We start from the raw sequence: 18,947 nt of genomic DNA on the forward strand, positions 1-18,947 counted from the left end.
CGGGGGGGGCGGTTGTCCCGGGTGTTGGGGGGTTCCCCCGCGGGGTGGGCCCGGGGTTTCCGCCGGGTGTTTCGGGGGGGCCCGGGCGGGGGCCGGCGGGCCCCCACGTCATGCGCGCGGATACCTTCCCCGCGACGGACGGGTACCTTCCCCACGAAAGACGGGGGAGGGGTTTGGGTGTATAGGGGGCATCACACCGGGTACGTGTACAACGCACCGGCCCTGCGGGAGACAGCAGTGGGACCCTGCGCCTCCAACTCCGCGGGGCCGGTGCGCCGTTGTTGTCTCGTTGCCACGCGCGGTGGGTGGGCAGTCCCGGGGTGACGCAGTCGTACCTACTCGCACTCAGCCGCATGGATCTTCCGCCCGGATGCCCGCTCCTCACCGCCTGTATGGCACGCAGCGGCTCCACCTACAAGACGCCGCTCGACCCGTTCGGCACGATTCAGGGCTCTTCGCCGACCCGCGCCGAGATCGCGACGGCCCAGACGGACGTGCGGTGCAAGGACTCCTCGAACCGGGTGGGCACATGGTTCACTGTCGAATCAAGGATCCAGCGGCAGCTCGTCGCGCGGAACAGTAAGGTCCTTTCCACAGACAGCAAGCCGTTCGGTGAACTCGTAGACCGCGCTTCGCGTCAGCTCGCCATGGTGCACCAGTCCGGCAGGTGAAAGAGACAGGTGAAAGAGACCGTGTTCCCACGGCGCATACCCCAAGCGCGCCCCGCCGTCACCGCGATCGCTCTCTCGTTGATGGCGCTGGCCGTCACCGGCTGCGAGACATCCTCGCCGCGCCCCTCGGCCTCTTCAGCGGCGCGTCCCACTGACCCGCCCGGCGGCACCGCAGATACGCCCATCTCCGAGGCGGGCAAGAAGGCGGAGCAGGTCCAGAGCACCATTAGCCAGCAGCTCGACAGCTATTTCACCCGGTACGGCGAGGGCACCAACTCTCCCTGCACGCCCGCCGCCAAGAGACTGTTCACCGACACCTGCCGCAAGGCAGGAGAGTCGCTCCAGTCCATCGCCCTCGCGGCCCTCAAGGAGATCGAAGGAAGCAAGGGCTTCCACACCTTGCGGGAACAGGCACAGGTCACGATCAGCGCCTTCAGCGGCTACCAGAAGGCGAACTGCTCCAGCAACCCGCAGGCGGCGAAGCCCCGGTCGCTGTGCGTGCGGTACGGAAGTGATCTGGCCCAAGCACCGTCCAACCTGCGTGACGGGATCAACCTGGGCCTGGCGGGCAAGTAAGCGCCCCCGAACACGGACCGGGAGGGTGAGTTTGTTCCGCTTTGACGGACACCATCGGTGTGGTGGTCACCCGCCGCGGTCATCGAGTGCACCGCCCGCCAGATACTCGGCCACCCCCTCGACGACCCAGGACTGGGTGTCGGCCACCGCGATCACCGCGATCTGGCCGGTGAGAGGCACGAGCATGGCGTGGGTCATCTCGTGGGCGCCGACGCGGACGGCCGGGTCCTTCACCAGGAGCCGGGACCCGCCGAAGGGATGGTCCAGGGCGTGGGGGCGCTGCATGCCGATGGCGACGCCCGTCTCCCCACCTGCCTGCCCGCCCAGGCCGTAGAGGGTGGCGAACTTGGAGGCGTCGGGCTCCAGGGTGAGAGCGAACCCCGGCGCCACAGCCTGGCCCGGGCCCTGGGGCCCGTTACTGCGCCAGGTGTTCAGCAGGTGCTGGGCTGCCTGCTCGAGCCGCGGGGCAGCGGTGCGGGCGGCACCCTCATGCTCGGCGCTGTTCATCAGCATGACGTGCGCGGTGCGGGTGACACGTAGGTCGGGATGCAGGTCCCAGGGGGCGGGGTAGGCGACGAAGTGGTCGGCGTCATCAGAGCGGAGCTTGCTGTAGGGCATCCCGGCGACCGCGGTAACGACGGGGCGGTCCGTGGCGCTGTTCTGCTCCACCGTCCACCGGTAGCCTTCTTGGACCGGGCTGGCGTCCACGCCGTCGAGCTGGTGAACGAAGGCGACATCGACGTCGACCTTCACCCCGCCGCCGAAGCTGTTTTCCAGCCGCCCGCTGGTCCGCCGGATCTCGAATCCCGTCTCCTTGAACGGAACTTTCCGCAGATTGCGGTACGTACGGCGCTGCCCGTCCTTCGCCTGGGCGCTGAAGGGCGCCAGGAAGGCCACCTCGTCCCGGGCGCGCAGGGCTGCGGCGTGGTCGGCAACAAGCCGGGCAAGGTCCGCTTTGGCCAGGGACACCCGCCCCGGGGCGGGCGCTGCACCGTGGTGCGGCTTGCCGTCATCACCGCGCTGAAGGCCGATGACCGCGACGGCGACCAGCGCGAGCACCGCGAGAGCTGCGACCACCGACAGGGCCGCCCTCAGCCCCCGGTTCGACGCAGCGGTGGGCAGCATCTCCCTATCTGCTCCCGCTCCCTCTCCCACTCCCTGGTTCTGGTGGCCCGGAGCGGCTCTGCCCCGCCGGATGCTGGTGCCCGCCGGTGACTATTGAGGCGCATGTACCCGTCCTTGGTCTGGTAGGGGTGCGCTTTGTGAGCGCCTTCGCCTGCGCAGGGGCCGGCCGGCGCAGGCGATGGGCGCTCTGGGCCGGTCGGGGTGCGTCTGCTCATTCGGTGAACCCGGCCGCTGATACTCCCGGGGGGCCTGCGGCAAGGATGTCGGCTCTGAATTTCGCGTCGGTGCCCCAGCGTTCGCGGCTGCGGGGCTGGTGGTATCCGTTGGTGCACTCGCCGAGCCAGGACCGTGAGATGCGTTCCAGGGCGCGGGCGAAGGCGTCGTGCCACAGATAGACCGAGGCGCCGGAGTCATCCTTGATGTCGAAGGCCGAACGGTGCGAGGTCCACAGCGCGCTGAGCTCTTCGACGACTCCGCCGTGCTTCCATCAGCACTCGCGGGGAAGCTGGTCGGCGGTGAGTTCGAAGCGGTCGGCCAGGTCGATGACCCAGGTGGTGAACTCGACCCACAGGTCTGCGCATTCGGCGGCTTCGAGCTGGCGCCAGATGATGGGCGCGCCCGGGATGCGAGGGCTGCCGGGGTCGTCGCCACTGCCTCCACCGGGCTGTTGGCCTTCGATGCGGATGAGACGGTTGTGGTGGTCATCGAGCTCCTCGTTGATCTTCTGCAGGGCTTTGAAGAGGGGATCGAGGGGGTCAGGCACCGTTGGCCTCCCGCAGGGCTTCCTGGGTGGCGGCGGCGATTTCCTGGGCGCGGGCGCCCTCGTGGATGCGGGTGAACCTGACTCTGGTGACGGGGGTGCGCCGGTGGATGACGAGCCCTTTGCGCTCCGCGAGCATGCGGATGTCGGCCGGTTCCAGGACGGCGCGGCGCCGGGTGGAGACCGACACCGAGTACCGTTCGCCGTCGTCGGAGATGCTCTCGGTGTCTTCTTCGAATTCCCCGGCGAGAGCCGAGTACGTTTTGAGTGCCTGCTCGTCGCTGATACCGCCCAGAATGATTTTCACGGTTGCCGCCGCGCACATCTTGCGGACCCCGATCTCGCCCCGCTCCTGGGCCTGGGCCAGGTTCTGCAGGACGGCACACATGAAGATGTTCTGGCTGCCGGAGACGGACATCAGGGAGGGGATCTGGGGGAGGGGTGCCACGTTGGCGATCTCGTCGCCGAGGATGCCCAGCGGCGGGTCGAGGCGGCCGTTGGGCATGCGGGCGGCCAGGCGTTTGCCGGTGTCGAGGATCGCCCGGGAGAACGCGGCCATAATCGGGGCGAGGGCCGATCCCTCCTCCTCTTCGCCGATCAGGAACACGGTCCCGCCCTTGGTGATCCATTCCTCGATGCTGAAGTTGGCGTCGTCGCCGGCGGAACCCCCGAAGATCTTCGCGACGTTGGCGTCGTACATGGCGAGGAAGGACTGCTCGGCGGTGCGCCAGGAGGCGCTGCGTTCCTCGGGTGCGGCCGAGTGCTGGGCGGACAGGGCCCGCGAGAGTTCGTGGCGTCCGTGTCTGGCGAGGATGGTGACGGCCTCACGCTCGCTGGGGGAGGTGGCCCAGCGCATGATGTCCAGCGCGGGACGCTGGTCCAGGGCTGCGGCGTGCAGCCAGCAGGTGATCAGCATTTGGGCGTTCAAGACGAAGTACCCGCCGTTCTTCGTCCCCTCCTCGCTCTTGGTGGTGCTGGCCAGGGTCTCCGCCCGTTTGCGCGCGATGGTGAAGTCCTCGCACCCGTCACACAAGGACCACTGCACCTGGGTGGGCCAGCCCGACAGCCCGGTCGGGTCCAGGGCCAGCACCGGACCGAGGGCCTTTCGGGCCTTGGCCGCGGCGTACAGCACGTCGACCTTGGACGAGGTGGCAAGGACAGGGCCGGGAAAGTCCAGAATCCACGGGATGATCAGCTGGCTTGTCTTTCCTTCGCGGGGCGGGGCGATGAGCAGGACGGTCTCCTCGAAGGGGACATAGAGCTCCACGCCACTGGGAACGGCGGTCCCGGCGAACACCGCGACGTCACGCACCGTGGGGCCGGTGGGGTCCTTCTGTACGGGTGAGCTCTTGTTGAGGTGAACCGGCCCGGCTGCGCCCTGGGCGGCTGGTGCGGCGAGGCTGGGCCGCAGGACGGGCAGGCGGGACAGGGCAATGGCTTCTCCCATGGCTTCCTGGAGCTGGCGTGCGGTGGCCAGTCCGTCGCTGCCTTCATCACGCCACCGCGTCCACCCGGTGCGCGCCGCCCACGCGCAGGTGATGGCCTGGGCGGCGATGAGGCCGTAGAAGGAAATGGGGCCGCCCACACCCGAGTTGCTGCCGAACGCGGCCGCGGGATCGCCGGGGTGCGCGAGCAAGCGGGTGACGGCGGCCGAGGTCTGGGTCCAGGTCACCGGGGCGAAAGCCCCGTGCGCCAGCAGCCCGGAGACGACGGCGGCCAGCCATGCCCAGAGCATGAAAGCCATGAACGCGGCCAGCAGAGCCATCCACCAGGCATCCCGGTGCAGGTGCAGGCCTCTGGCCGAGTGCGGCGAGACTACCTTCGCCATGAGTACTCGCCGAACTGTGCGGCCGGGGCAGGGTATTTCAGGCTCGGCCGCGCGCTGAGCGCCGCAGTCGGATGAAGGGTCACCGGCAGGCGGCGAGCGTCACGTGTGGGCGGGGGAGGGGCTTGAGCTGCTCGCCGGGCAGGGTGTGCGGCGACCTGGCCAGCGTGCTGCGGCAGGAACTCGGCGCGCGGTGATTTCTGCCCGGCGGGGGCGGGCGGCGGCCCGCATCGGGTGGCGAGGGGCATTGGGAGACTCCCGGGGGTAACGGGGTAGAAAGGCGGTCATCGGCGCGTGCACGGCCGGGCCGGCGGCGGTGCGGGGCAGGGGCCGTGGGGGGCGACGGGGCGCCCTGCAGCCGGACTGATGGGGCCCTGACCCGTGGCGGGCACGACAGTCGGCCGGCAGAGGAGGCGCCTGCGGCCCCGGTCGAAGCGGTGGGGGTTCTGTGACCGGGGCCGCGGCGCCAGGCGCGGTTTCTCAGCAGTACTCGGGGATGCAGGTGGGGACGCCTTCACCGGGGGTGTGCACGAGGTCGTCGCGCACCCAGCCCACGACACCGGTCCGCCGGATGCGCACCTTGGCCCACGTGCTGTAGGGGGTGGTGTCGATGGCGTCGCATGTCCACCCGCGGTAGGCGACGCCGACGGCGGTGGAGTGCGTGGTGGGGCGGGAGCGGACGTTGGCGGCGCTCGCCGTGATGTAGCACCTGTTGCTGTCCGAGGCGCTCGCGGAGGTCGCGGTGATGGCCGCCGTGCCGATGAGCGCCGTTGTGAGGGCCACCGTGATGGTGGTGCGTGCACCTATGATCATCAGTTTCTCCAGGTTGTCGCGGCCAGGGTTCCTGGCCGGGTCGAGCCCGCCGGGAGGGACGGGCGGATGGTGCGGGCCTGCCGTGGCCCGTGGCGCGGCAGCCAGAAAGGGCAGGTCGCCTTCTGGTTGATAAGCCGTAAATAGGGCGTCTTTGGGTGTGCGGCATCGCGAGACCTTGTTGTTGTGGAGCCCGATGCGAGGCAGGGCATGACCGCACTACGGCAGGCGTGGGGCCGGCGGGCCGCGCACGCCGAGCAGAATCCGCTCCGGCCAGTCGAGGACACCGACGCGGGGCGGGCCGGGCAGGGCGCTGGTCGTCGCCGCGGTGATGCACCAGCGCGCTGCAGGGCCGAGGATGGGGCGCGTCATCGGCCCGCCGCCCGTCGGTTCACGGGGATGATGGGCGCGGACTGCGGTCACCCTGTGGGCCTTTGTCTCTGCTCCCGCGGGTTCGATTGCCGCGGGCACGTTGAGGTGACCTGCAGGTGCAGGTCGGCGGGGGTTCACACGACGGGAGGAAGGATCCGTCCTTGCGTCGGGAATCCCGGCCTGACCGGCGGCCGCATCGACAACCCGGTGGCCCCCGGTGCGCATCATTGAGATCTTGGGTCGGAGAAGGCCAGCCCAGTTGACCTCATTCCAACGGGAGGACCCACCCACATGACAAGCCCGCAGTCCGAGCGCACCCTCAGCTATGCCGGCGACCTCACGCGCGAAGACGTCATCGCTCTGGAAGCGTTCCTCAACACACACCTGGGGCGGGTATACGAGGACGGGGGCGAGACGGGCGAGACCTCCTTCGCGATACGGTCCCTGCTCATCTTGGTCAGTGACTCGGCCGGGTTCCTGCACACTCTCCTCCGGCTGGAGCGGCCCGATCCGTGGCAGCGGGCCGGGATCGTGCGTGAGTGGCAGCGGTTGCGAAGCACCGCCCATCCCTTCAACAACTGCGACGGTTTCGATCACGACCGCTGGTGGAACCAAGTGCGGCACTACTGCGCCAGTGAAGAGAGCGCGGAACAGGAGCGGATACGCCGGCTCGCCGATGGCGCTGTCGTCGACGAGGGACCGGCATGAGGTATCCCGAGGGCGGGGGTGTGGTTCACCTGTCGCGCCTCGGCTTGGCCGGACCGGCCCTTGGGTGACGGTCGTCATCGGCCCATCGCCCTTGGGTGTATGGGGATCAAGGGAGCTTCAGCTGGAGTGAACCCACGACTTTTTGTCTCTATGACCTTGTGTTCCGGTGAGTTTCTGGGGACTGTTTGACCTGGCAGAGCAGGCCAAGGGGGGTTCACCCGGTGGGGTGAAAATTCTGCTGTTCCGTCGGGATTCCTGACGTTCGGTCGGTATCCCAGACGTATGCGGTGGATCCCTGAACCGAGGCGCTCATGACCCTGGCCGTGGTGCGCAACCTCTCCTCCCCGCGGGGGACTCTGACCCAGCTGGAGCTCGAGGACTTCGAGCAGGAGATCGTCGACCAGTACGCCCTTGCCATGACGTCGGTCCTGCAATCCTGGGCCGCTGCAGGGCACGAATCCCTGGCGGAGATCACCAAGGACGAGTACCTTGCGGGCCTGCCGGATCGCGGCGCCCACCGGAGCTTCGCCGAGCAAGGATTCCGGTCGGTCTTTCGGATCCTCAAAGCCCGCAAGCATGTGTTTCTGGATCCGACGCGCGGAGTGAAGCTCACGCCCGTCGCCGCATCCATCCCCTTGCCGCTCGACACGGACGCCATCCGCAGGGCGCTCAACTCGCCTGACCCGGCGTGCGCTTGCGCAGTGTCCATGGTGGCTTTTCACGCCCTGACTGGACCCCAGGTGCAGGGCCTCCTGCTGACCGACGTACGTGACGGAAGGCTTTACCTGGACGACCGCGTCATTCCGCTGGCTGGTCCGGTCCGTACGCGGCTTCGTGCCTACCTCGATCACCGGGCCGGGACATGGCCGAACACCCTCAACCCGCATCTGTTCATCAATCGCCGAACGGCCCACCGGCTCACCCCAGCGAGCCGGAACTTCCCCTGGTTCAAGGCAGAGCTGCGGCCGCAGGCCCTGCGTGAGGACCGCATCCTCCAGGAGATCTACGCGACCGGAGGTGATGTACGCCGTCTCTGCGACCTGTTCGGACTCTCGATCGAAGCCGGCCTTCGCTATGCGAACACACTTGAGCACGCCGAGCTGACCGAGAACCGTGTCGAGGGTTCCAGCAACCCCGGGACGGGATAGCCTGTTCAACGGGACCCCATCCGTGGGTTCATGGGAATCAGGGGCGCAGAAGACGCGAACTCCCGGACCTTCTCGGTCATCTTCGCGTTGGTGTTGGTCAGTGCGATCTCGGTGCGGCTGCGGATGTGCTCGACCAGCTGGACCCGCTGGCCGACCTGCCATACGGCCTTGCCCGGGGCGCACCTGCTGGCACCGTCGGCGATGGCCTCGCGGGCTCCGTCGGGAAGCTGGAAGTAGGCGCCCACGACGTCGGCTTCGTGCCGGTCCATGTGGTAGAAGACGCGGGTGGCGGTCAGCTTGAGGATGGTTTCGGCCTCGGGGGCCTCGGCCAGACGTGAGTCGTCGAGGTGGTGGAGGATCGCCCAGAACGACAGCCCCAGCCGGCGGCCGAACCGCAGGAACTCCTCGAACAGGCGGGCCACGGGCCGGTGGGAGAGGATGTGCCAGGCTTCTTCGCAGATGAGGGTGCGTTTGACGTTGTCGTCCGGTTTGATCCATCCCCACCGCAGCCACGGCCCGATGACGCTCATCAGCAGCGGCATCGCCTGCCCCTCGCGGGGCAGGGCGCTGAGATCGAAGACGATCAGCTTCGCGTCGAGGTCGATGTCCGCGGTGGTGTCTCCGTTGAAGAGCCCGGCCAGCTCGCGGTCCGTGGCGCACAGCTGGTCCAGGGCCAGGGAGGCGGGCTGACCCCAGCGCAGCATCTGCTCCTCGCTGACCTCGCGCTGGCCCAGTGCGGCGGGCCCCGGCCGGGTCAGTGCGTCGTGGATGTCGCTGAGGACCGCGCTGCGGTTCTCACGGCCTGCGCGTTCCAGCGCTGCGCGGTGGGCGACGGACAGCACGAAGCGGGTCTCCGCTGACGGGGGGCCGCCGATGATCTCGACCATGCCGCACAGCACGGCGAACTGGTGCGCGGCGGGGATGCGGGCATCGAGCGGATTGAGGCGCACGCCCTCTCCGTGTCCGCCATAGACCGGTCGGATGGGTTTGACGCCCACCGCCCGGGCGATGGCGTCCCACTCCCCGAATCCGTCCTCCCCCTGGGCGTCCAGGACGACGAACGCCCGCTCGCGGTAGCGCAGCTGGCGCAGCACGTAGCATTTTTCGAGCGCGGATTTGCCGTGGCCGCTCTTGCCCAGGACCATGACGTGCCCGCTGGCGAGGCGCTCGCGGGCATCGGGGTTGTAGAGCACGAACGGGTCGTAGATGAAGGCTTTGCCGCTGTAGACCTCGCGGCCGATGATGACGCCGCGCGGGTCCGAGCTGGGCGAGCCGACCGCCGGGTAGAGGCCGCAGGCCTGGGCGGTGCTGGTGCGCAGCGGGCGGCGCAGGGTCTGGCTCTGGGGCCGCAGGAGTTCGAACACGTTCCCTCACCGCGCCAGAAGGCCGCAGGCCAGCGGCAGGGTGTTGGCGAACGCCCTGAAATGTTCGCGGTCGCACCATTCCAGGGCGAGGTAGCTCTTGTTCGCCGCGGCCCGCACCGTGCCCTGGTCGCGCTGCAGGGCCTGGCGGTCGCGGGCCGAGACGGTCACCCACCCCGTCAGGCGCACCCCCGCCGCGCCCGCCGCGACCTCCTCCATCGTGGAGGTCGCGGCATTGCGGTCACGGCGCTCACGCGGATCGGTTATCTTGCCGGGCTTGGTGTCCGCCTGGCCGAGCTCGTTGGTGGCATCCGCGATGGCTTCCTGGATCGCCCGGTCGGAGGGGACCAGGTCCATCGTGACACTGACGGTGCAGATCACCTCGGGAACGAACAGCAGAAGAGGAGCCAGGAAGTTCAAGCGGACCGACAGCACCGGAAACCGCTTGATCCACGCGGTGGCGTGCATCCACGGCGTGCCGCCCTCCCACCCCCGCGCCGTCATCACCTGCACGTCGCGCGCGTCCATCTCGGCCGGCCAGCACGTGGCACGGTCCATGCCGCGCCGGTCATCGAGCCAGTGATCCGGCGCATAGCAGTGGTGCAGCAGCGAGGCCAGCGCCGCCTCATCCAGGCTGCGCACCCACCGCAGCTGAGCGGTGGCGAGATTGCGGATGAAACCCTCGATCTCCTTACCCAGCACCACGCCGTAGCCCTGGTAGAGGCTGGGGTACTGCAGCGCCTCGCTCACCAGGTCCTGGCTGTAGCGGATGCCGACCACCAGGAAGAGGCGGCGGTCCTCGGCACTGATGGCCACCTTGTTCAGCAGCTGCTCGTAGGAGTCCTGCAGCCACCTGGGGGCCTGCGGGTCGCGGCGCAACTGGGCGTCACGGGCATGGGCGTTGGGATCCACCGGCACGATCCGCGCCAGCCACTGCAGCCGGCTGATGCGCCCGCCGGCATCCGCGGTCTGGCGCAGCAGCGCCTCCCAGGAGGCGACCAGCGCCTCCTGGTCGGCAACGTCCAGGCCGCCGAAGCTCTTCTGCCCCTCGACCTCGATCACTGCGGTGAACAGGCCCTGGGACGGCTGCAGCAGGATCGCCACATCGCCGTACGCGGTGCGGGCCTTGAACCACTGCATCTGCTGCGGCACACCGGCGGGGACCTCGACGGGCACCGCGGCCCCGGCCAGGGTCCGCCCGGCCAGCGGCGCATCCGAGCGGTACAGCAACGCCCCGTTGCGCAGCAGCTTGCGATACGAGCGGCGTATCTCCCACCAGCGCAGATAGGTGCGGCCCTGAAAGGGCACGAACACCGCTCCCGCACACCCGGCGACCACGCACACGAACAGGGTGAGCTTGAACAGGGCACCCGGGACGACCGCGAGGGTGAGCAGGGATGTTGCGGCGCCGACGCCCAGGACGAGCTGTTCGTCGCCCTCCAGGCGCCGGCCGAGCAGGCCCCTAGGGCGGGGCCGGGGGAAGCGGAATGTGCGAGCCACCGCCATCACTCCTTGCCGATGTCGAAGTAGTCGTCGAGTGCGAAGGCGGGCGCTGTAACGGGCACCGGATCGGGCACCACCGCACCCTCCGCGGCGCTGTACGGGCTGGCCCCGCCCGCTGCCGGGGCAGACGCAGGGGGCGCGGCCCCGGCGGCCGCCGTCGGCAAGGGCGGTTCCACCGCCTCGTGACGTCCGGGCGGCTCGGCAGAGGAGAGCGCCGAGTTGTGCCCCTCCTCGATCGCGGCAGGAGATCCTTCGGTTGCAGGGGCCTGCTCCGCGTCGCTGTCGCCAGCCCCCGCGTCGCCGTCGCTGGCCCCCGGGTCTGTGTCGGCGGTCGACGTCTGCTGCTCGTGCTCGAAGGCATCCGCCTCGAAGTCCTCGGGCCGCTGACCCGATGCCGCCTGCGCTCCGGTCGAAGAGCCGTCCGCAGGCGGCGTATCGCCGCCCCCGTCGCCGCTGCGGGGGCTGTCGCCGCCCTCACCCGCGCCGTCAGATCCAGCTCCGCTCAGGCGGGGGTTGTCCAGCTCCTTGAAATTCCCGTACGCGGAGCTGCCTTGCTCATAGGCCGACTTGGCCTGGTCGAAGAGGGAGGAGCGGGCACTGAGGGTCGCCTGGAGCTCGTCGCCGAGGATCGGCACGAACTTCCCGATCTGGAACGGTGCGAGAAGAGCGATCCAGAACAGCGCGGAGATCATCATGAGGGTGCCCAGGGCCTGCCCGAAGCTCAGGTCGCCGACGTTGTGGGGAAGGCCCTCGGTCAGCGCGATGGCCAGCGCCAGCACGGTGTAGACGACGTACTTGACCGCGATGATCGCGACCATGACGCCGACCCACTTGCGTGTGTGCTGCCACAGGTCCTTGTTGACCAGCCCGGAGAACACGGTCGGCCCGAAGACCAGACCGCACAGGATCAGCGCGTTGCGCACGACAAGGAGCAGCCAGATGCCCAGCAGGATCACGATCAGCAGGAAGCCGATGATGAGCGCCAGCGGGGCACCGATGCCGGTGCCCGCCAGGGCCAGCAGGCAGCCGACGACCAGCGTGCCCAGCACGGCGAGTTTGACGGTCTGCGAGGACAGCATCGCTTCGGCCGCGCCGTCCATGAGCTGGACCGTGTAGGCGACTGCGGCGGGGGCGAACGCGGACACCATGACCGACAGCAGCAGGTAGCCGATCGACTCGCCCAGCGCCTGCGGGAACGGCACCCCCTGGGCTGCGCGTTTGGCCACCGCGAACAGCCACAGCAGCACGGTCAGGATCGTGGACACACCGAACGCATACGCATAGACCTCGATGAACCCCGGATTTCCCCAGTCGATCTCCGTGCCGTAATTAACGGCCAGGGACGTCATTTGCCGAGCTCACCCCCCAGCTCCTGGATGAGCTTTCCGCTGGTCTGGGCGAACTTTTCCGAGAAATACCCCATCGGGTCACTCGCCAGGTCATAGGCGGTTTTCCCGGCTTCGACGGCCTTTCCGGCCGTGTCGATGAGCGGCTTGTTGGCGTCGTAGGACAGCCCGAACCCCTTCTCGAGGCCCTTCTTGAGAATCCCGCACCCCGGCAGATCGCAGAGATCGGGCAGGGGGACATCGGTCGCGTACGCACGCGGCGCAGCCTGTGGGACGGCGAGCGCCGCGACGATGAAGAATGCCGCCAGGACAGCACGGATGACGGACGTCACGCGGTCAGCCGACATACGGAGGTGCATGGAAATCCTCATCCATCTTCCGGAACGTTCCCACGGAGTCGGGAAGCCTGTCGGACGTCTGGAGCGGCGTCGGACCGGCACTCTGCGAAATATCGGATATCTTCCAGTCGCCGTGCTGCCACTGGAGGGTCAGCGCATACGTGCTCCAATTAGCGGACACCGGCACGGGAGAATCAGAACTGGTCATCCCGACCAGTTCACTCATCCACACCCTCACCGTGGCGACCTCAGGCGAATAGCTGCCCACCTGCGTTCCCAGCGCAGCCGCCCGCAGGATCAGGCGAGAAGAGCTGTCCTTGCCGCTTCCCAGGGCAGAGGTGAGCTTGATGGCATCGCGGTCATCCACCTGCTGCTGACCGGCCAGCGAATCGCTCGCCATCATCACCGCGAGCACCGAATGCCGAAACGACTGGTTGGTGACATAGGAAGGGCTGGAGCGGGCCACCTCGTAATTCACCGCTGCCGCCGTCACACCCTCCCGGGTGCGCGGATACCCCACCGGGACCCCGCTGGCCACCCCGCCCGCCTTCACCCCGCCACCGCTCCCGCCGGGCGAGGCAGCCGCGCTGGGAGAGCCCCCTGACGGCGCGGCAGAACCGGGCGAACGACTGCCTCCGGTGACATTGGCCAGCACGATGCCGATCACCAGGATCAGAGCGAACGCCACAGCGGCCACCTTCACCCGCCGCCAGGGCGAGGGCTCACCGGGCGACCGCGATACCTCTGCCTCCGGGAGCAGCGACCGGGTTCCCCGCCGTGCGCCTGTCGGTTTCATCAGACGGTGCCCCCCATCCCGTAAACAATCGTGAAGATCGTCACCATCGCGGCAACACAGAAAAGACCGACCAGCGCACTGGCCACCTGGGTCTGCCCCTTCTTCGTCTCCATCGTGTTCGCCTGCGCATTCCCCACCTTGATGTGCATCGCACCCACGACCGCCGTCCCCAGAAGGAAAAGAACGACCCCGGCCATCACCGCACCGAGCACCTGCTGAGCGGGCGTCTGAAGTGCCCCGAAAGGCCCCCAGTCCGGCGTGATCCCGTTGAGCAGGCCATCGATGGAACCAGCGCCCTTACCGCCCTTCCCTCCCTTTCCCCCTTGCTCTTTGCCGTCATCGCCGGCGGCCATGACTGTCACGCCGCGAACAAACGCGAACATCTCCGTCCCCTCCGGGGTAGCCCACCGGTATACCCACCGAAGACAGCGCAGTGAAAACACGGCGAACCACCGCTTGCCGCCCGGCAGAAACCGCGCCCGCAGCCTGCCTGAATATCCTCAAAGCCGTTTCCCTGCGCGCCCTCTCATGGATTACGCTTCTTTCCCGGTGACGGTCGATTCTGATCCCTTTCGCAGGTCAGAACCGTAGGTACGCCAGCCCCGAATGTCGCGCCCCGCGCGCAGCGAGGAAACACATTTCCCGCCCGACGGGAAGCGACTTTCCTGTTTCCCGTACGGCGGGCAAATCACCTACGGACGGCTCGCACCGGAGGAAACACCGTGGCCGTTCTGCGGCGCATAGCAATGATCATCACGGCGCTGCTGGCCGGCCTCGTACTCCTGCTCAGCCTGGCCCTGCAGGCCGTCCTGTCCGGCACCCAGTCCGCCGCCAACACCCAGACCTGCGACACCCCCCTGCAGCCCGTCGGCGACGGCACACAAGGCAGCGGCCCACAGGGACCCAAAGTGAAATTCGAGGGCCAGACAAAGGACAGCAGTACGCCCCGCGTCACCGTGCCGCTGCGCCCCCAAGGCCCCCAGAACCACCCCACCTGGAGCAGCACCCAGGAACGCAACGCCTCGGTGATCACCAACGTGGCGCGCAGCCGCCACCTCGCCCCGCGCGCCGCCGTCATCGCCCTGGCCACCGCTATGCAGGAGTCAACGCTCATCAACCGCAACGACGGTGACCGCGACTCCGCGGGCCTCTTCCAGCAGCGCCCCTCGCAAGGCTGGGGCAGCCAGGCCCAGGTCACCGACCCCATCTACGCCTCGAACACCTTCTACGACCACCTCATCAAGGTCACCAACTGGCAGACCCTGCCCCTGACCCAGGCGGCCCAGACGGTCCAGCGCAGCGGCTTCCCCACCGCCTACGCCAAGTGGGAAGGAGCCGCCGGGGCGCTGGCCGCCAAGACCTGGGGAACGCAGGCCGTCACCTCCACCACCGACGGCTGCACCACCACCAAGGACGCCCCCACCCAGAAGTTCCGCAACGCCACCCCCCGCACCCCGACCCAGGCCATCCAGGCCGCCCGCAAAGCCCCCGGCATTCCCCTGCCCCTCAACACCTGCAACGCGGAGGGAACATGGCGGCGCTGCTGCGACAACTTCGTCGCCCAGGCCTACGGCTACGGCAGCAGCGGATCAGCCACCGCCAACGAACACTGGAACCGCCTCGTCTCCGCGGGCCTGGCCCACGCCGGATCCAACACCCCACCACCCGGCGCCCTGCTCTTCTACGCCAACAACGACAGCGCCGGCCACGTCGTGCTCTACCTCGGCAACAACCTCGTCGCCTCCAACGACGTCAAACGCTCCGGCCGCATCGACATCCTGCCCCGCCACGAAATCACCAACGGAGCCTGGCGGCTGCGCTACCGCGGCTGGGCCGAACCCGCCTTCCCCGACGCAGCCGGAAAGCCCTCCATCTGAACCCGCCCCGCCCCCGGCCACCCCAGGAGCACACCGTGACCCACCCGGCCCCCGCCATCCCCGTCCACATCCTCGACGAGCACACCGTGCACATCCACACCGAACCCCTCGCCCTGCCCCCCGGCATCGACCCCGACCACGCCGTCCTTTCCTACCTCCACCTGGAAGCCGCGGGAGCCGGCCACAGCATCAACGCCCGCATCCACGACCGCCGCTACGGCATCACCGCGCACCTGACCGTCCACCCCGACGGCGCCACCACCACCCACCCCCTCGCCCCAGACGCCCAGCCCCTCGCCACCATCCACGCCCTGGCCCGGCAAGGACGCCTGGACACCGCCATCGAGCACGCCGAGAGCCTCCTGCTCCAGATGTCCGCCAGCCCCCGGCTCGGACCCCAGCACCCCCAGACCCTCAACGCAGCCGAAACACGCGCCCATCTCGCCTGGATCGAAGGGGACTTCGCCTACGCCTACCGCGCCTGGAGCTGGATCGCCGCCGCCTGGCACGACCACGGCGGCCCCTGCCCCCGCCACCCGGCCCACGATCACGCCGCCTGCCGCCACCTCGCCCAGGCCACCAGCAACGCCGCCGCCGCATGGACACGCCTCCCCGCAGACCAGGCCGCAGCGGCCGGCCACGAGATCCTGGCCCTCCTCGCACGCAACGCGGCCGACCCGCACACTCCAGCCGCCCACGCGATCGCCGCCCGACTCTCACAAATCGCTGCCCACAGCCCTTGACAAGACGCTAGCCTGAGCCTCCACGAGCAGTGAGGCAGCGGCGGCAGGAGGACAACATGGTGATTCTCATCGTGCGGATACTCCGCACCGGCCCCTTCCTCCTCACCCACGTCGCCCCGTTCCTCCTGCTCACGGTAGGAGTCGGCAGCGCCGGCTGGGCCGTGAAGACCTACGGAGCCTCCCCGAAGATCCTTCCCGGCCTCGCCCTCGCCGCCGCCGGTCTGGCCATCGCCCACCTCGGCGCCTGGCACCGACGCACACGAGCCCACGCACCCCAGCCGTAGCCCGCGTCAAGCGACCCTCCAGTCCCGCCAGGTACCGCGACATCACCCTTGTGAGCTGCACTGATGTACGTTCCGGTACCTGAGCGGTAGCCTCGTGGTATGGCAGCGCTCAATGTGGAATTCACCGACGAAGAACTCGAAGCCATCCGCGACATGGCCCGAGAACGCGGCATGACCATGAAGGCCCTCGTCCGCTCCTCGGCCGCCGACGCGATCGCCGAACACCGTGCCCTCAAGGAGGCGGCCGCCGTCTTCCAGCGGACCTTCCACGACCCCGCACTCGCAGACGCCATCGCCGCAGCTGGCCTCGACGACGGCCCCGCCCAACAGCGCCCCGGACGGGCCGCCTGAACCATGCCGCCCATCGTGCACATCGACGTGCCCTGGCTCCTGCAGCAGCAAGAAGCCGCCATGCCTGACCAGCCGGCTGTCTCGGACTTCTCGGCCCTGGTGGCCGCCGTAGCCCGCCACCGCGTCGACCCACCGCGCCTCGGCATCAACTCGGACGCCGCCTGGCGCGCAGCCGCCCTGCACCAGACCCTCGTCCTGCTCAAGCCGCTGCCCGCCTTCAACATCCGCTTTGCCTGCGCGATCACCATCGCCTACATGTACGCCAGCGGCGAAGGCATCGACGCCCCCTACGGCGAACTGGTCGACCTCACCCAGCAACTGGCCACGGGCAAGGCCGACGTCTTCACCGCCGCAGAACGCATCCGCTCCTGGCGCATCTGAACGGACGCCGCACTCCGGGACTTTACGCAGGGGCCGACGTCAAGCCGATCCGGAACACCCGGGGCGAGACAGCCCCGGGTTCGGCACGCAGGTGGTGTGGAACGAGGGGATCGGGGCTCCACGGCCGCCGAGATCGAATCCAACTACGTCGACACGCGAGGCGCGAGCGTGGTCGGGTTCGCCCTTCAGGCGGCGTGTGAGGTGGTCTCACACAGGACCCGACGGGGAGTCCGGCTCCGTTGGGCCGTAGAGGGCGGCCGGCGCTTGAGTGGCCAGGGCCCAATAGCGGTCGCCGAATGACCAGTGCCACCATTCGGTGGGGTAGTTGACCAGGCCGACGCCGGTGAGGGCGGCTGTCAGGACTGTGCGATTTCGGCGGGCTTCGGCGCTGATGGTGCTGGCTTGGGTGTAGCAAGCGCCCGCGCTCTGCTCCGGGTTGGCGTCGATGGGGGTGCCCAGGTCGAGCTCCCCGCCATTGCAGTCAGCGAGGGTGAGGTCGACGGCGGCTCCTGCGCTGTGCGGGGCGATCTCAGGAGGGGACACGAAGCGGCTGGCGGCTGCGCGGAGCTGCGTGTCCGACCAGTCCGGGTGGGCGGCCCGCAACTCGGCGGCGTATTCCTCGAAGTACTGGTGCTGCCGTGACGGCTGGCGGTAGCCCTCGACCAGCAGCAGCCGCAGGCCGTGCGGGAGTGATGCCTGGGCTTGCAGCAGCCGCTTGAGGACGCCCTCGCGTAGATGCGCGAAAGCGCCGTCGGAGTCCTGCTTGCGCCCGTCGACCAGCAAAGAGCCGTACCGGCGGACGTCCACCAGGCTCTCCCCGCATTCAAGGACCGGGACAGCCGTGACCCTCGGATCCGCCATCAGAATGATCTCATCCATAGGGAGATCATCTCTGTGATTCGAAGCGGAGGCCTTCAAGCCCGGGTTGAAGCACCGTGAAGGACGACCACCGCCTCGACGATGTCGACGGTGCGGTTGGTGCTCGCTTCCGTCTGGTACCCGAATCCACGTGACTCCCGGCCTGCTACTCCCGCTCGCGCAGGAGCACAGCGCCATGGCCCGGCCCAGCGCCTCAACGTCAGCAACGACACGGCTCGTTCCACACCGCCGCACTGTGCGCGGCGGGCCCAGTCGCTATGGCGACGGACGAGTAGCGCCGCACCGGGGCGCGGCACGGGTCACCTTGCGCCTTCGCGGGCGGACTGCCGGCGCGCGGGTACACCTGTCCGACCTGGGACCGTGCGCCATGACGCACACAGCTACCTACCTGACCGTGCCCGCTGCGGCAGACTCCTTGCCGGGTCGAGGCGCGACTTTTGCGGGCCGGGGGCGTCGTTTGCCTCGAGGCACCCGGTTCGATGCCCGTTCCTCTCACGGCGGGACAGGGCGCTATGAGATTGCGGATCCCCAGATGCTGGTCGTCGGCACTCGCCTGGTGTCGGCCGCGTTCATCGCCGCTTCCGCCGAGGTCTGCCGGGCAGAGCAATTGGCTGCGCCGGGAGCAAGCCTCCCTGTGCGGCGGGAAACGGCTCAATGGTCCAGTTGCTTTGTCGCCGTCGGGGGTGTCGTTCAGCTCGAATCGACAAGGGCGCCAAAAAGGAGTGGTCGGCCTGTTTTTATTCATGGCTGGATCAGGCGCCCCTCCTGACTTGAATGCCCCCGAATGGGTTGGCCTGGCGACCGCCCAGCCGGGGGCGAAGTCAGGCCAGTTCCTCAATCCTTGCAGTGCTTGCCATGGCGAGTGGCGCCAGTCCGCTGACCAGGATGAATGATGCGCTCGGCGCGAGTCTCCAGGGAAATGAGCGGTTGATTCTTAAAGCATTTTGAGGGAGTATGCCCAATTCGCCCCAACGTCGGAAGCCGTCTTAAATTGCCTGGCACACCCAAGGGTTTCGAGGGAGGATCGGCCAGGTAGTGAGGCATTGAATTGAGGTGGAATTGAGGATTCCTCGTGACCTACCTCACTGGTATT

21 protein-coding genes are annotated in these 18,947 nt (G+C 68.6%); 9 read left to right on the plus strand and 12 right to left on the minus strand.

Annotated elements, in window-relative coordinates:
- The first annotated feature begins 353 nt into the window (after nt 1-353).
- Nucleotides 354-671 carry a hypothetical protein gene (locus ACFWA7_RS23550; RefSeq protein ID WP_385824992.1) on the plus strand — a complete coding sequence of 106 codons (318 nt, stop codon included), beginning with the start codon at nt 354-356 and terminating at the stop codon, nt 669-671.
- Between the two features lie 9 nt (nt 672-680).
- Entirely contained in the window at nt 681-1,247 is a 567-nt protein-coding gene (locus ACFWA7_RS23555; protein ID WP_385824994.1) for a hypothetical protein, read from the plus strand.
- Nucleotides 1,248-1,313: 66 nt separating this feature from the next.
- Here ACFWA7_RS23555 and ACFWA7_RS23560 read toward each other — a convergent pair whose 3' ends face one another.
- The 5 genes from ACFWA7_RS23560 to ACFWA7_RS23580 all read right to left on the minus strand — a co-directional run bounded on the left by ACFWA7_RS23560 (nt 1,314) and on the right by ACFWA7_RS23580 (nt 6,139).
- Entirely contained in the window at nt 1,314-2,372 is a 1,059-nt protein-coding gene (locus ACFWA7_RS23560) for a hypothetical protein (RefSeq protein ID WP_385824996.1), read from the minus strand.
- Between the two features lie 487 nt (nt 2,373-2,859).
- Complete coding sequence (locus tag ACFWA7_RS23565) at nt 2,860-3,135, minus strand: hypothetical protein (RefSeq protein WP_385824998.1); 276 nt, start codon at nt 3,133-3,135, stop codon at nt 2,860-2,862.
- Nucleotides 3,128-4,960 (minus strand): type IV secretory system conjugative DNA transfer family protein, encoded by a 1,833-nt coding sequence (locus ACFWA7_RS23570; RefSeq protein WP_385825000.1) that lies wholly within the window; start codon nt 4,958-4,960, stop codon nt 3,128-3,130. Before ACFWA7_RS23570 ends, ACFWA7_RS23565 begins: the two co-directional genes overlap by 8 nt.
- 477 nt (nt 4,961-5,437) lie before the next feature.
- On the minus strand, nt 5,438-5,770 hold the full coding sequence (locus tag ACFWA7_RS23575) for an SH3 domain-containing protein (RefSeq protein WP_385536884.1): 333 nt from the start codon (nt 5,768-5,770) through the stop codon (nt 5,438-5,440).
- A 216-nt stretch (nt 5,771-5,986) separates the two neighbouring features.
- A complete protein-coding gene (locus ACFWA7_RS23580; RefSeq protein WP_385536882.1) occupies nt 5,987-6,139 on the minus strand; it encodes a hypothetical protein in 153 nt (50 codons plus the stop codon).
- 291 nt (nt 6,140-6,430) lie between these two features.
- Between ACFWA7_RS23580 and ACFWA7_RS23585 the strand changes: the two genes are divergently transcribed.
- Both ACFWA7_RS23585 and ACFWA7_RS23590 read left to right on the plus strand, forming a co-directional pair.
- Entirely contained in the window at nt 6,431-6,847 is a 417-nt protein-coding gene (locus tag ACFWA7_RS23585) for a hypothetical protein (protein WP_385536880.1), read from the plus strand.
- A 311-nt stretch (nt 6,848-7,158) separates the two neighbouring features.
- A complete protein-coding gene (locus tag ACFWA7_RS23590) occupies nt 7,159-7,995 on the plus strand; it encodes a hypothetical protein (RefSeq protein ID WP_385825002.1) in 837 nt (278 codons plus the stop codon).
- A gap of 5 nt (nt 7,996-8,000) precedes the next feature.
- On the opposite strand, the gene ACFWA7_RS23595 is transcribed toward ACFWA7_RS23590, so the two are convergent.
- The 6 genes from ACFWA7_RS23595 to ACFWA7_RS23620 form a co-directional block, all read right to left on the minus strand.
- On the minus strand, nt 8,001-9,359 hold the full coding sequence (locus tag ACFWA7_RS23595) for a VirB4 family type IV secretion system protein (protein ID WP_385536874.1): 1,359 nt from the start codon (nt 9,357-9,359) through the stop codon (nt 8,001-8,003).
- A gap of 6 nt (nt 9,360-9,365) precedes the next feature.
- On the minus strand, nt 9,366-10,856 hold the full coding sequence (locus tag ACFWA7_RS23600; protein ID WP_385825004.1) for an SCO6880 family protein: 1,491 nt from the start codon (nt 10,854-10,856) through the stop codon (nt 9,366-9,368).
- A gap of 5 nt (nt 10,857-10,861) precedes the next feature.
- Nucleotides 10,862-12,208 carry a hypothetical protein gene (locus ACFWA7_RS23605; RefSeq protein WP_385825006.1) on the minus strand — a complete coding sequence of 449 codons (1,347 nt, stop codon included), beginning with the start codon at nt 12,206-12,208 and terminating at the stop codon, nt 10,862-10,864.
- Nucleotides 12,205-12,537 (minus strand): hypothetical protein, encoded by a 333-nt coding sequence (locus ACFWA7_RS23610; RefSeq protein ID WP_385825008.1) that lies wholly within the window; start codon nt 12,535-12,537, stop codon nt 12,205-12,207. Before ACFWA7_RS23610 ends, ACFWA7_RS23605 begins: the two co-directional genes overlap by 4 nt.
- Before the next feature lie 4 nt (nt 12,538-12,541).
- Nucleotides 12,542-13,231, minus strand: coding sequence for a hypothetical protein (locus ACFWA7_RS23615; protein ID WP_385825010.1), 690 nt, complete (start codon nt 13,229-13,231; stop codon nt 12,542-12,544).
- 107 nt (nt 13,232-13,338) lie between these two features.
- Nucleotides 13,339-13,722, minus strand: a complete 384-nt coding sequence (locus ACFWA7_RS23620) for a hypothetical protein (protein ID WP_385825012.1) — start codon at nt 13,720-13,722, stop codon at nt 13,339-13,341.
- Nucleotides 13,723-14,061: 339 nt separating this feature from the next.
- Here ACFWA7_RS23620 and ACFWA7_RS23625 point away from each other — a divergent pair, with 339 nt between their 5' ends.
- The 5 genes from ACFWA7_RS23625 to ACFWA7_RS23645 all read left to right on the plus strand — a co-directional run bounded on the left by ACFWA7_RS23625 (nt 14,062) and on the right by ACFWA7_RS23645 (nt 16,975).
- Nucleotides 14,062-15,216, plus strand: a complete 1,155-nt coding sequence (locus ACFWA7_RS23625) for a hypothetical protein (RefSeq protein WP_385825014.1) — start codon at nt 14,062-14,064, stop codon at nt 15,214-15,216.
- A gap of 35 nt (nt 15,217-15,251) precedes the next feature.
- A complete protein-coding gene (locus ACFWA7_RS23630; RefSeq protein WP_385536856.1) occupies nt 15,252-15,959 on the plus strand; it encodes a hypothetical protein in 708 nt (235 codons plus the stop codon).
- 56 nt (nt 15,960-16,015) lie between these two features.
- Complete coding sequence (locus tag ACFWA7_RS23635) at nt 16,016-16,243, plus strand: hypothetical protein (protein ID WP_385536853.1); 228 nt, start codon at nt 16,016-16,018, stop codon at nt 16,241-16,243.
- Between the two features lie 99 nt (nt 16,244-16,342).
- A complete protein-coding gene (locus ACFWA7_RS23640) occupies nt 16,343-16,594 on the plus strand; it encodes a hypothetical protein (RefSeq protein ID WP_385536850.1) in 252 nt (83 codons plus the stop codon).
- A gap of 3 nt (nt 16,595-16,597) precedes the next feature.
- Nucleotides 16,598-16,975 (plus strand): toxin Doc, encoded by a 378-nt coding sequence (locus ACFWA7_RS23645; protein WP_385536847.1) that lies wholly within the window; start codon nt 16,598-16,600, stop codon nt 16,973-16,975.
- 207 nt (nt 16,976-17,182) lie between these two features.
- Here ACFWA7_RS23645 and ACFWA7_RS23650 read toward each other — a convergent pair whose 3' ends face one another.
- Nucleotides 17,183-17,854 (minus strand): M15 family metallopeptidase, encoded by a 672-nt coding sequence (locus ACFWA7_RS23650; RefSeq protein ID WP_385825016.1) that lies wholly within the window; start codon nt 17,852-17,854, stop codon nt 17,183-17,185.
- Nucleotides 17,855-18,947 lie beyond the last annotated feature (1,093 nt).

This window comes from Streptomyces sp. NPDC059994, from assembly GCF_042737755.1.
Classification (GTDB): domain Bacteria; phylum Actinomycetota; class Actinomycetes; order Streptomycetales; family Streptomycetaceae; genus Streptomyces.

Excerpts from the sequence above, each read along its gene's own strand:
- ACFWA7_RS23645 (WP_385536847.1), top strand. The coding sequence starts at position 16,598 with ATGCCGCCCATCGTGCACATCGACGTGCCCTGGCTCCTGCAGCAGCAA.
- ACFWA7_RS23550 (WP_385824992.1), top strand. The coding sequence starts at position 354 with ATGGATCTTCCGCCCGGATGCCCGCTCCTCACCGCCTGTATGGCACGC.
- ACFWA7_RS23580 (WP_385536882.1), bottom strand. The coding sequence starts at position 6,139 with ATGACGCGCCCCATCCTCGGCCCTGCAGCGCGCTGGTGCATCACCGCG.
- ACFWA7_RS23575 (WP_385536884.1), bottom strand. The coding sequence starts at position 5,770 with ATGATCATAGGTGCACGCACCACCATCACGGTGGCCCTCACAACGGCG.
- ACFWA7_RS23650 (WP_385825016.1), bottom strand. The coding sequence starts at position 17,854 with ATGGATGAGATCATTCTGATGGCGGATCCGAGGGTCACGGCTGTCCCG.
- ACFWA7_RS23605 (WP_385825006.1), bottom strand. The coding sequence starts at position 12,208 with ATGACGTCCCTGGCCGTTAATTACGGCACGGAGATCGACTGGGGAAAT.
- ACFWA7_RS23590 (WP_385825002.1), top strand. The coding sequence starts at position 7,159 with ATGACCCTGGCCGTGGTGCGCAACCTCTCCTCCCCGCGGGGGACTCTG.
- ACFWA7_RS23560 (WP_385824996.1), bottom strand. The coding sequence starts at position 2,372 with ATGCTGCCCACCGCTGCGTCGAACCGGGGGCTGAGGGCGGCCCTGTCG.
- ACFWA7_RS23585 (WP_385536880.1), top strand. The coding sequence starts at position 6,431 with ATGACAAGCCCGCAGTCCGAGCGCACCCTCAGCTATGCCGGCGACCTC.
- ACFWA7_RS23620 (WP_385825012.1), bottom strand. The coding sequence starts at position 13,722 with ATGTTCGCGTTTGTTCGCGGCGTGACAGTCATGGCCGCCGGCGATGAC.
- ACFWA7_RS23635 (WP_385536853.1), top strand. The coding sequence starts at position 16,016 with ATGGTGATTCTCATCGTGCGGATACTCCGCACCGGCCCCTTCCTCCTC.
- ACFWA7_RS23640 (WP_385536850.1), top strand. The coding sequence starts at position 16,343 with ATGGCAGCGCTCAATGTGGAATTCACCGACGAAGAACTCGAAGCCATC.
- ACFWA7_RS23570 (WP_385825000.1), bottom strand. The coding sequence starts at position 4,960 with ATGGCGAAGGTAGTCTCGCCGCACTCGGCCAGAGGCCTGCACCTGCAC.